Source organism: Aeromonas sobria, from assembly GCF_000820145.1.
Taxonomy (GTDB): Bacteria; Pseudomonadota; Gammaproteobacteria; order Enterobacterales; family Aeromonadaceae; genus Aeromonas; species Aeromonas sobria.
The window spans coordinates 1-10,450 of the sequence record NZ_CDBW01000030.1 but is presented as its reverse complement, the minus strand read 5'-3'; the positions used below and the strand labels follow the sequence as shown (position 1 = coordinate 10,450).

Annotated in this window: 8 protein-coding genes; 3 read left to right on the top strand and 5 right to left on the bottom strand. The window is 57.1% G+C overall.

Annotated elements, in window-relative coordinates; all coding sequences use genetic code 11:
• Positions 1–68 precede the first annotated feature (68 nt).
• Complete coding sequence (gene mltA / locus BN1135_RS13725) at positions 69–1,220, bottom strand: murein transglycosylase A (protein ID WP_042021979.1); 1,152 nt, start codon at positions 1,218–1,220, stop codon at positions 69–71.
• A gap of 150 nt (positions 1,221–1,370) precedes the next feature.
• Here mltA and BN1135_RS13720 point away from each other — a divergent pair, with 150 nt between their 5' ends.
• A complete protein-coding gene (locus BN1135_RS13720; protein ID WP_042021977.1) occupies positions 1,371–1,622 on the top strand; it encodes a DUF1289 domain-containing protein in 252 nt (83 codons plus the stop codon).
• Between the two features lie 126 nt (positions 1,623–1,748).
• On the opposite strand, the gene fruA is transcribed toward BN1135_RS13720, so the two are convergent.
• Genes fruA through fruB form a run of 3 tightly spaced genes read right to left on the bottom strand, consistent with a single transcriptional unit; the run spans position 1,749 to position 5,586 of the window.
• Positions 1,749–3,485, bottom strand: coding sequence for a PTS fructose transporter subunit IIBC (gene fruA / locus BN1135_RS13715; protein ID WP_042021976.1), 1,737 nt, complete (start codon positions 3,483–3,485; stop codon positions 1,749–1,751).
• Positions 3,482–4,471 (bottom strand): 1-phosphofructokinase, encoded by a 990-nt coding sequence (pfkB, locus tag BN1135_RS13710; protein WP_042021974.1) that lies wholly within the window; start codon positions 4,469–4,471, stop codon positions 3,482–3,484. The genes fruA and pfkB overlap by 4 nt, the downstream gene beginning before the upstream one ends.
• Positions 4,471–5,586 carry a fused PTS fructose transporter subunit IIA/HPr protein gene (fruB, locus tag BN1135_RS13705; protein WP_042021973.1) on the bottom strand — a complete coding sequence of 372 codons (1,116 nt, stop codon included), beginning with the start codon at positions 5,584–5,586 and terminating at the stop codon, positions 4,471–4,473. The genes pfkB and fruB overlap by 1 nt, the downstream gene beginning before the upstream one ends.
• A 296-nt stretch (positions 5,587–5,882) precedes the next feature.
• Between fruB and cra the strand changes: the two genes are divergently transcribed.
• The gene (gene cra / locus BN1135_RS13700; RefSeq protein ID WP_042021972.1) at positions 5,883–6,881 is read left to right on the top strand and encodes a catabolite repressor/activator; all 999 of its coding nucleotides are present in this window, start codon (positions 5,883–5,885) and stop codon (positions 6,879–6,881) included.
• 589 nt (positions 6,882–7,470) lie between these two features.
• Positions 7,471–8,664: an aromatic amino acid transport family protein gene (locus tag BN1135_RS13695; protein WP_042021971.1), complete on the top strand. Its 1,194-nt coding sequence runs from the start codon at positions 7,471–7,473 to the stop codon at positions 8,662–8,664.
• A 307-nt stretch (positions 8,665–8,971) separates the two neighbouring features.
• On the opposite strand, the gene BN1135_RS21685 is transcribed toward BN1135_RS13695, so the two are convergent.
• A complete protein-coding gene (locus BN1135_RS21685) occupies positions 8,972–9,922 on the bottom strand; it encodes a 5'-nucleotidase (RefSeq protein WP_082186802.1) in 951 nt (316 codons plus the stop codon).
• Between the last annotated feature and the right edge of the window lie 528 nt (positions 9,923–10,450).

Sequence of the window (10,450 nt, the reverse complement as noted above, 5' to 3'; positions counted from 1 at the left end):
ACCTATTTCAGGACTAGACATTCATCTACTTGAGAGCGCCCTGTGCAGACGCCCGAACCTTCAGAGGGTTACAACCAGGGTGCCGCGGTCGGCCCGTGGTGCAGGCCCAGCTTCCAGACCCGGCCAAAGTGTTTGTAGTGACCTGCGGCCACGCCAGCGTCCTCCCCCATGCCGTGATAGAGGTCAAGATGACCTTTCTTCACCGCACCGCCCACATCCAGCGCGATCAGCAGCCGCAGCTGGTGCTTGCCGGTCCAGTTGCCCTCTTTGTCGAGCAAAGGCACTTCCGCCAGGATCGGGGTGCCCATCGGCAACAGGGTCTTGTCGGCAGCAACGGCGGCCAACGGCAGCAAAGGGATGCCTGCGGCGCCGACCACGTCATTGGTGGGGCGACGCTCGAAGAAGACATAGGAAGGGTTCTGCTCCACCAGCTCCATGACACTCTCTTCCGGCTGGCGATTGGCCCACTCTTTAATGGCCTTCATCGACATCTGCTCTTTGGCCACCTCGCCCCGGTCGATCAGCACCCGGCCGATGCTCACATAGCCGTGGCCATTCTTGCCGCTGTAACCCAGATATTGCAGCCGATCGTCATCCCCGTAGTGAACAAAGCCGGAACCTTGCACATCCATCAGGAAATTGTCGATCAGGGACTTGCTGTAACCGAGCTCCAGCCCCCGGTTAGCCAGCGCCCCCTGATGGATCTCGGCCCGGCTCGGGCAGCGACCGCCACATTTAGGCATGGCATAAAGCGGGTACTTGTACTCGGGATCGGGGCGGTGACGCACCTCCAGCACCGGCGAGTAGTAACCGGTAAAGAGCACGTTGCCCATCCGGTCAGAGCCCCCAAACTGCGCCAGACTGACGCCATAGCGAGTGAGCTGCGCCGGATCGCCGCCATTGGCCACCCAGCGGGAAAGCTGACCATAGAGCTCGCCATAGCGGCTTGCCATCCGACTGGAGCGGGCCATCACCACCTGACTTTGCCGGGCGAAACTTTGGTAATTCCGGCTGGCCTGACTGTTAACCCGCTCCACCCTCACCAGATCCTCTGGCAGGGTCCCGTCCAGATACTGCTTGCCCAGATTGACCGGCACCTCGCAGTTAAGAAAACATCTGTTGTCGGTCTGTTTTTTGGGCACTTCTGCTTTATCAGAATTGCCCGCACAACCGGCCAGTCCCAGCACTGCGGCGGTCAGCCAGTACGCGTGTTTGTTCATATGTCCTCATATAACGCCAAGAGCCATGCTCGGCGGGGAAGATGCCAAATTTGCAGGGGGAAAGCAAACGACATCAATCACTTGAAGCAGGATTTCTCCAAAGGGGATCCGCTGGGTTATAACAAGGTGACAGGATGTGCGAGGTGATGGATGGAACAGCTCGAAATATTCCCGCTGCAGAGCCCCTGCATCGGGGTCTGCGAAGTGAACAATAAGGGCTACTGCAAGGGGTGCTTGCGCAATCGCGACGAGCGTTTCAACTGGCTCACCATGACCCCGACCCAGCAGCAGGACGTGATGCGCCTGTGCCGCAACCGCAAAGCCCGGGTCGACGCCGCCCGCCGCAAGGCACAGGAAGGAGCAGACGCGGAACAACAGGAACAACCGGGATGGGATTTTTAAGCTACGCCCACCAGCCCTGCAACCTCTCGCCAATGGCCTACCCACACTAAAAACGTCCCTACCCCACACAAAAAAGCGGCCCGAAGGCCGCTTGGTCATTGATTGTGGTTAATTGCATTACACCACTCAGGCGGTTGCCAGCTTTGCCTGCTCTTCGCTGCGTTTGAGCATGGCGTAGGAGACGCCGGTCAATAGCGAACCAGCCGCAATCGCCACGATATACATCAGCACATTGCTGATGGCGTGGGGAATGAACAGTACGAACAGACCGCCGTGGGGTGCCATCAGCTCGCAGCCGAACAGCATGGAGAGCGCACCGGTCAGGGCGCCGCCCACCATACAAGCCGGGATAACCCGCATCGGATCCTTGGCGGCAAACGGAATGGCCCCCTCGGAGATAAAGCACAGACCCAGTACGAAGGAGGCTTTACCCGCCTCTTGCTCGGTCTTGATGAACTTGGTGCGCGCCAGGAAGGTGGCGATGCCCATCCCCAGTGCCGGTACCATACCGGCCGCCATCACCGCCGCCATCGGGGCGTAGGTTTTGGAGGCCAGCAGACCCACCCCGAAGGCATAGGCAGCTTTGTTAACCGGGCCACCCATGTCGAAGCACATCATGGCGCCGATGATGACACCCAGCAGCACCGCATTGGTAGAACCCATGTTGTTGAGGAAGGTGGTCATGGCACTCATGATGCCAGCCACCGGGCCACCCACCACATAGATCATCACCAGACCGGTAAACAGGCTGGCCACCAACGGAATGATAAGGATCGGCTTGAGCGCTTCCAGAGTGGTCGGCAGGCGCACCTTGTCGCTCAGGTATTTGGCGCTGTAACCGGCCAGGAAACCGGCCACGATGCCACCGAGGAAACCGGCACCCAGCGAGCTTGCCAGCATACCGCCGATCATGCCGGGGGCGAGGCCCGGGCGATCAGCGATGGAGTAGGCAATGTAACCGGCCAGCACCGGGATCATCAGGGCAAAGGCCGAGCTGCCACCGATCTGCATCAGGGCGGCAGCCAGGGTGCCTTCCACCTTGAACGCTTCAATACCGAATACGAACGAGAGCGCGATGATCAGACCACCCGCGACCACCATCGGCAGCATAAAGGAGACACCGGTCAGCAGATGCTTGTAGGGGCCTGCTTTTTCCTCTTTCTTAGGCTGGCTGGCACCGCTGTGGCGGTACAGGGTCGCCTCATTCCACGCCTTGTCGAGCTCGGCGCGGGTTTTCTTCAGCGCAGCACCTGTGCTGGTGCGATAGACCTGCTTGCCGTCAAAGCGCGCCATGTCCACTTCGATATCGGTGGCTAGGAACACCAGATCAGCAGCGGCAATCTCCTCGGCGGTCAGGGCATTCTGGGCACCGACCGAGCCTTGGGTCTCGACGCGGATCTGGTAACCCAGCTGCTTGGCCATGGTCTCCAGCGCTTCTGCCGACATAAAGGTGTGAGCCACGCCAGTTGGGCAGGCGGTCACCGCCACGATGCGCTTGCCAGCGGCGGCCGGTTTGGCGGCAGCATTGGCAACGGCGGGAGCGGCTTGATGGCGATAGACGCTGGCACCGTTGGTTGCGGCCTCCAGCAAAGCTGCCGGATCTTGCAGGGCCAGATCCATGCTCCCCTGATAGACCTGTTTGCCATCATAGGCAGCGAGATCCAGCGGGCAGCTTGCGACAACCAGCACCAGGTCAGCGGCGGCAATCTGCTCCTTGTTCGGCATCTGGCGGGGTTGCACGCTGGAGCCGACATCGAGGGTGAGCTCCCAGCCAGCCAGTTTGGCCTGCTGTTCTATCCGTTTTGCAGCGAGAAAGCTGGTGGCAATGCCCGCCGGGCAAGCCGTAACCAAAATTGCTTTCATTGGGCATCTCCTGAGTTGTCCATTGAGGGGGTATTGCATTGAGCCGGTGCCAGCTCAGCCAGACGCTGCACGCGCACCTGCTCAAGTAAGGGGTTGAGCACAGCAATATCGCTAAAGCCGACCGCTACCTGACTGACCGCCAGGGCCGAGACGGCGGTAGCCAGACGCAGGGTCTGCTCCGGCGCCCAGCCAAGGCTCAGACCGTGGGCGAGACCAGCCACCAAGGAATCGCCAGCACCGACCGTGCTGACCACCTGCATCCGCGGCGGAATGGCTTGCCAGACGGCATCTGGTGCAAACCAGATCAGGCCATCGGCGCCGTTGGAGATCACCACGTTGGGGATCCCGCTGGCCTGCAGCGCGCGGGCACACTCGGCCTGCTCGCTCAGGGTCTTGATGGGGCGGCCAGCCCATTGCTCAAGCTCTTCCAGATTGGGTTTGACCAGAGTCGGCGCCGCCTTGATCCCTTCGCTTAGGGCCGCGCCGCTGCAATCGAAGATCACCTGCTTGCCCTTTGCCTTGAGCAGGCGGATCAGATGGGCGCAGTAATCGGGGGCCACCCCTTTGGGCAGACTGCCCGCCAGCACGAACCACTCGGCTTGCGGTGCCAATTCGTCAATCGCCTGCTCCAGCGCGCTCACTTCCCCTTGGTGGATGGTGAGCCCCGGCAGGTTGAGATCGGTGACCCAACCGGATTGTTCGGAGATCTTGACGTTGATGCGGGTGCTGCCCGCCACGCGCACAAAGTGATCATCCAGCGCCCGCTCCGTAAACAGGGAGACAAAGCTCTGCGCATTGTCAGCACCAAGCCAGCCGGTGACGCCCACCTCGCGGCCCAGATCTTTGAGCACCATGGCGACGTTGATCCCCTTGCCCGCCGCACGCAGGTTGGCCTCGCTCACCAGATTGACCTCGCCAAGGCTCATCGCCTCAAGACGGGTGGTGAGATCAAGGGCCGGGTTGAGGGTAATGGTGACAATCTTCATCAATGCGCCCCCTCGCCCAGACCGGCGGCGATCGCCTCACCGATCCCCTTGAGGGCGGCTTCGGCATCAGCACCTTCGGCGCGAAACGCCAGACGGTGCCCGCATTTGACCCCAAGGCCGATCACCTTCATCAGGCTCTTGGCGGAGACCGCCTCGCCGCTGCCATCCAGATTGGCGACCCGAATATCGGATGCAAACTCTTTGGCCACCTTGACCAGCATGGCGCCCGGACGAGCATGCAGGCCGTGGGGGTTGATGATGGTGAAGGTCTCGGCAAGACCGCTCGCTGGCCCCGCCTGCAACATGGCCAGCCCGTCGCTGCCGGCAAGAGTGGCGAGCTGACCTGCGGCGGCCAGTTTGGCCAGATTCTCAAGTTGCGGCAGATGACCTGCATCGGCAGCGCACAGCAGCAGCATGGCGCTGACCGGCAGTTCACCTGCGGTGAGTGCGTTGCTCGGGGTCGCCAGTACCCAACCGGTCTGGGCGGATGCTGTTTGCTGAACATTGGCACGTGCCAGCCAGGCTCCCTCCCCCAGATAGGCGGGATCGCTTGCCAACAGGGCGCTCACCATGGCGGCATCGCCCCAACCCGCAGACTTGGCGCGCGCGGCCGCCCCCAGCAGCAGCTGGTCGCGATCATCGGCCGGGAAGTCAGCCAGGGTCAGGTATTGCACCTCTTTGGCCGCAGTGGCGCCGGTCAGGATGTTGATGATGGTGTCGGCGTCAATGGCCTCTCTCAATTGCGCGGCCGCCTGCTCGTCACCCAGCACATGGGTGAGCTGGCGCAAAATGCCCAGATGCTCGTCAGACTTGGCAGCTATGCCGATGGCGACATAGGCGATTTGCCCATCGTCCCACTCGATGCCCTGGGGGAACTGGGCCACCATGACGCCGGTGCTCTTCACCAGATGGCGGGTGTCGGTAGTGCCGTGGGGAATGGCGATGCCGCTACCAAGGTAGGTGGCATGCTGCGCTTCACGGGCCAGCATTCCATCTACATAGCCCGCTTCCACCAGACCGGCTTCGGTCAGTTTGCCTGCCAGCAGGGCAATGGCTTCCGACTTGGTTGCCACCGACTGTCCCAGCAAGATCTGCTCTCGCGCCAACTTCAACATAGAGACTCTCCATCAGGTTCCGGCCGCGCCGGTACATCACAATTGAACATTCGGGTAACTCGCCAGCTGACAATAGGCATGATCGCGATTAACTGTGATCAAGGTTGGCTTTTGAGGCCTGGCTATCTATCCGCTGCTGACAGGCTGAATCGTTTCACTTACACTCAGACTGAATCGTTTCAGCGAATTGATCAAGTGCCCGTATCCAGTGCTTTTCAATGATATGATCCCGCGCACACTTTTCGGTGCCCTCACCCGGCAGTGACCGTGGGCCTTGCAACTCAAACAGAGCCAATATGATGAAACTGGATGAAATCGCCGCCCTCGCCGGTGTCTCGCGCACCACGGCAAGCTATGTGATCAATGGCAAGGCCGACCAATACCGCATCAGCCAGGCGACCCGCGACAAGGTGATGGCGGTGGTCACCGCCCACAACTACCAGCCGGACAGCCGCGCCGCCTCCCTGCGTGGCGGCCAGACCAAGACCCTGGGCTTTATCCTGCCTGACCTAGAAAACGCCAGTTACGCCAAGCTGGCCAAGCGCCTCGAACAGGGGGCGCGGGCGCAGGGCTATCAGCTGCTGATCGTCTGCTCGGAAGATGATCCCGCCACCGAAAAAGAGCTGGCCCAGATGCTGATAAGCCGCCATGTGGATGCCCTACTGGTAGCCAGCTGCCTGCCGCCGGACGACTCCTTCTACGGCAAGTTGCAGGCACAAGGCAGCCAGATCCTCGCCATCGACCGGGCCATGGCCGCCGACAAGTTTGTCACCGTCGCCAGTGAAAACGAGAAGGCGAGTTTTGATCTCACCAGCTCCCTGCTCACCCCGACCCTGCGCCATATTGCCTTGATCACTGCGCTGCCGTTGTTGACGATCAGTGTGCAGCGTAAAGCCGGTTTCGAACAGGCGGTCGCCAGTCACAGCACGGCGCGCCACCTGTGCGAGGGGGATCACTTCTCCCGCCTTGAGGGGTATCGCCTGATCAAGGATCTGCACCAACAGCTGGGCCAACTGCCCGAGGCGCTGATCACCACTTCCTATATCCTGATGGAGGGGGTGCTCGATTACTTGCTGGAGTTAGAGCTGGAACAAGAGATCGATATGAGCCAGCTCGCCATGGCCACCTTCGGCGACGATCGGCTGCTCGACTTCCTCCCCTTTGGCATCAACTCCCTGCCCCAGCAGCACGATGCACTGGCGAGCCAGGCGCTGGAGCTGGCACTCAAGGCGGTGAACGGCGAATACCAGAGCGGCCTGCACTATGTAAGCCGCACCCTCAAGCGCCGCCGCTAACCCGGTTTGCTGTCACTCCATGCGAAAAACAGTGCGTGACAACGGTTCGTGAAAACAGTGCGAACATAAGGCTGCCAAAATCGGCCGCCTTATGTTTCTCCCCACAGCCCTGCCGCGCTCTGCTTTCTGCTTTCTGCTTTCTCTACAGGTTTGACCGACTAAACAACCGGCCGCCACATCCCTGTTGCCCCTCAACGCCACGCCAGCGTTCATACAACACCCTCCCCGCTCCCCTATCTGCACTGCTGCCACTTGGCTGATCTGTATCTATGAGCCCCCTCTGCCAGTCATTTTTTTCGGTGCTTTTTTCTGCAATTAGCCACCACTGTCATCATTTATTTCCACTTAATGCCACATACCAGCACAAGATCCGTGTAAAAGGGGTTGTTTCCGCTATTTTGATCCGCTAACTTGGCAACCATCTTTTACAAGTGACAGGTTTTAGGTACAGATGTTCCCGTTCTGATATTGCTAGCCTCCGGCCCTATCCCCGGAGGCGCCTGCTGATAACGCCAATTGGCCCCCTCTTGTTGACGTCACTGCTGACACCGCCTGTTTGCACTGACACCGCTACGTTCGGATGGATAACATGAATACCAAAACCCTGGGTTGTACCCTGTTGATTGCCGGCACCACCATAGGCGCCGGAATGCTGGCCCTGCCGCTGGCCTCCTCCTCCCTTGGTGGCCCCGCCACCCTGCTGCTGATGGTTGGCCTCTGGGCCCTGATGGCTTTCACCGCCATGTTGCAAGTAGAGGCAAGCCTCAACACCGGCAAGTGGTACCTGCACCAGCTGGCGGATCATCTGCTCGGCCCCTGGGGCAAGCGCATCGCCTCCTTCTGTATCCTGATGCTGTTCTACTCGCTGGCCTCCGCCTACATCAGCGGCGGCAGCAGCCTGCTGGCCCAAGCGCTGGCCGATGCGGGCATGACCCTCAGCCAGGAGCAGGCGGCCTGGGCCTTTACCTTGCTGTTTGGCGGCATGGTCTGCGTCGGCACCAAGCAGGTGGATTACCTCAACCGGCTGATGTTCACCGTGAAACTGGTGATCATGGTGGTGGTATTGGCACTGCTGCTGCCCCGCGCCGAAGGGCAGCACCTGCTCTCGATGCCGCTGGGTCAGGGCTTGTTGCTGGCGGGCCTGCCGGTGATCTTCACCTCGTTTGGCTTTCACGGCTCCATTCCGAGCGTGATGCTCTACCTCGGCGACTGCCCCAAGCAGCTGCGCCGTGTCTTTGTCTGGGGCTCTGCCCTGCCGCTGATCCTCTACGTGCTGTGGCAGGTGGCGATCCTCGGTCTGCTCGGCCAGCAAGCGCTGTTGCAAACCGGCGGGGCGCTGGACAGCCTGCTGGCCAACATCGGCAAGCTGGTGAGCTGGCCTGCGTTTAATCAGGCGATGCACCTGTTTGCCGATCTGGCGCTCGCCACCTCCTTCCTCGGGGTCACGCTGGGGCTGTTCGACTTTATGGCCAAGGTGACCCGCCGCAAGGACAACTGGCAGGGCCGCAGCCAGACCGGCCTCATCACCTTTGTGCCCCCCCTGCTGTTCGCCCTCTACTTCCCGCAGGGCTTTATCATGGCGCTCGGCTATGCCGCCATTGCGCTGGCAATCCTCGCGGTGCTGCTGCCGGTGGCACTGGTATGGCAGAGCCGCAAGCAGGCTCCCGCCCACCACTACCGCGCCCCGGGTGGCGTAGTAGCGCTGGGTCTTGCCGCCGCCATGGGCGTACTGATCGTCGGTGTACAGGTCAGCGTTAGCCTCGGCATGCTGCCTGCGCTCTGATCCTTGCCACGATTCAATCGCCCATTCCAAATAGCAAAAGCCCCGCCAATCAGATTGGCGGGGCTTTTTGTTGGTGAAATGATAAACGATTTTAGAGGGCTGCGACTTCCCCATCTCTACTAGATAAATATTCCTAAAGCATTGTATTGTGGTATAAGTCAGCAAATCAGCTTTAAATCTATGGTCGATAATGAATAGCATTATGCTGCTGGCTACTGAAATTTAACTAGAAACTCCAATAATGCTTTTTGCGGATCATTCTCTTTTGAAGTAAGCATCTTTATGCCCCACTGTTCCAATATGGTTATTACTTTTTCACAAGTGCATCAGCATTTTTCACACCGAATGGTATATGAACTGAAGGTGCTACAGTGCTTGTTGAGTTTAAGTGACCAGACTGATCATCAAAGAAAATATGTGGTTTAAGCACGCCTAAAATCAGTCCTTTATCGACTCCCCCTAAGAAAAATGCATCATTTGTCATTACCCCCCAATCTTTCAGAGTATTCACAGCTCTTTCATGTGAAGGGGCATTTCGAGCAGTAACAATAGAAACTCGAAGTCGATTACGATAATCAGGCTCAGATTCTTTCTTCTTTTCTTCTATTTTCTGAATGGCTGATATTTTTACTAAAAACTCTTTCAATGGTCCTGGGTTATGTGGCTGCAAAACATTCTTAGTTTCATATTCATGGAATTGACTCAGATCATTTGTATTATGCATAACCGTCTCAGATTCATCATCGGCAAGCACTCCATCGAAGTCAAATGCAATTCTCAAATCATCATCGTCTTCATCAATGATTGCCGATTTCATCACATGACCTGCAGGATAGCCTAAACCAATAGCTTCTTTTACGTCAGATGAGTTACCTGATAAAAATAATGAAATACTTAATGCCGGAATATATTCATAAGGCGATTTACCTTGCATAAAAATAGCTCTTGAAATAGGTAAACCATGATGCTTTATTGATTTCATTACTCGAAGACCCGTATCTGGATCATTCCTTGATAACAAAACCACTTCAACTAAAGGCCCCAAACTATGACTATCACTTAGATTGTTAAGTGATAACAATCGTTTGACGAACGAAAAAGAAACACCTTTTTCAAGTGGGGTATCAATATTGTCAGACTGATATTTTCTATACTCTGCCTCACCCTTTTCACGAAAAACACGATCTGATTCAGTTAAATCAAACATTGCGCTTGAAGCAACACCAATAACTAACCTATTACCCAGTTCATCAGGCATAAACCCACTCCGAATATTGATAATCAACAGAAAAACTGTCACACAGAATGATTTTTAAGAGCCCCAAAAAATATAAATTATGATTGCTCAACCATCTAAAATTCAACAAGCTATGTGGACCTACTTCCAACTCCTGATATAGATATACGGGAGCATTATTTTCTGCCACGCGATGGCCTTAACTAATATTAATTTCTTGTTGCTCCTCTCCAATATGGCTATCACACGGGGTTTCAGCTTCCCCTTGTGCTGTTTTTCACCCGAAAGGATAAGGATCAACCATCAAATAAACCCCAGTTATCTTTGGCAGAGTAACAAACGTTGACAGGTAGGGTATCAAATGCGAACGCCACCAGTGAGTGAAAAGTTATTTATTGGGCTAATTTTGGTCGTTTTTTTGATGGCGATCAGCTTTCTGGTGCAAAGAAATGAGGGAAAATGCTTTGGTAACTAACTCAAGTACAAAGCATATAAGCCTCTGGGATTAAGGGATACGCTTGTCCTTGTAACGGCGTTGTTGCCCAAATC

Excerpts from the sequence above, each read along its gene's own strand:
- pfkB (WP_042021974.1), bottom strand. The coding sequence starts at position 4,471 with ATGAAGATTGTCACCATTACCCTCAACCCGGCCCTTGATCTCACCACC.
- BN1135_RS13720 (WP_042021977.1), top strand. The coding sequence starts at position 1,371 with ATGGAACAGCTCGAAATATTCCCGCTGCAGAGCCCCTGCATCGGGGTC.
- mltA (WP_042021979.1), bottom strand. The coding sequence starts at position 1,220 with ATGAACAAACACGCGTACTGGCTGACCGCCGCAGTGCTGGGACTGGCC.
- fruA (WP_042021976.1), bottom strand. The coding sequence starts at position 3,485 with ATGAAAGCAATTTTGGTTACGGCTTGCCCGGCGGGCATTGCCACCAGC.
- BN1135_RS13695 (WP_042021971.1), top strand. The coding sequence starts at position 7,471 with ATGAATACCAAAACCCTGGGTTGTACCCTGTTGATTGCCGGCACCACC.
- BN1135_RS21685 (WP_082186802.1), bottom strand. The coding sequence starts at position 9,922 with ATGCCTGATGAACTGGGTAATAGGTTAGTTATTGGTGTTGCTTCAAGC.
- cra (WP_042021972.1), top strand. The coding sequence starts at position 5,883 with ATGATGAAACTGGATGAAATCGCCGCCCTCGCCGGTGTCTCGCGCACC.
- fruB (WP_042021973.1), bottom strand. The coding sequence starts at position 5,586 with ATGTTGAAGTTGGCGCGAGAGCAGATCTTGCTGGGACAGTCGGTGGCA.